This is a genomic window from Marinitoga arctica, assembly GCF_054657315.1.
The window spans coordinates 1-416 of the sequence record NZ_BAAHYY010000079.1 but is presented as its reverse complement, the minus strand read 5'-3'; the positions used below and the strand labels follow the sequence as shown (position 1 = coordinate 416).

The window sequence follows — 416 nt, the reverse complement described above, 5'->3', positions numbered from 1 at the left end:
AAATAAAACTTTTTACCGAATTCTTTAGCTTTTGTAGTATAGGTAAAACCAAATTCTTCTTTATTGAAAGTAGCTTTAGCAATACCTAATCTGGAATCTTTACATGGCTTAATAACATTAGCATCAATAGTTGCATGTGTTTTTGATAATTGAAAATTACTATATATCCAATTAATTAAATCATTATTTATTTTTCTAAAATCTAATCTATTTGCTCTATATGATATAGTTTGAAAAGAAGGTATTTCATTTATCCCTATTAAAGACAAAAATTCTGGATGATTTTCAAAAAAAGATTTTGAACTTCTATATGATTCACCAGCAATCTTTAATAATATTAATATCTTAAAAATATTTTTATTTGTATATTTTCTTTTTCTACCAAAAGTATATTCCGGTTCTTTAAAAAATATATC

Annotated in this window: 1 pseudogene; it reads right to left on the bottom strand. The window is 22.4% G+C overall.

The features are described from left to right. Nucleotides 1-416 (bottom strand): annotated as a pseudogene (locus ACYQ44_RS10435) (hypothetical protein); the annotation flags it as partial.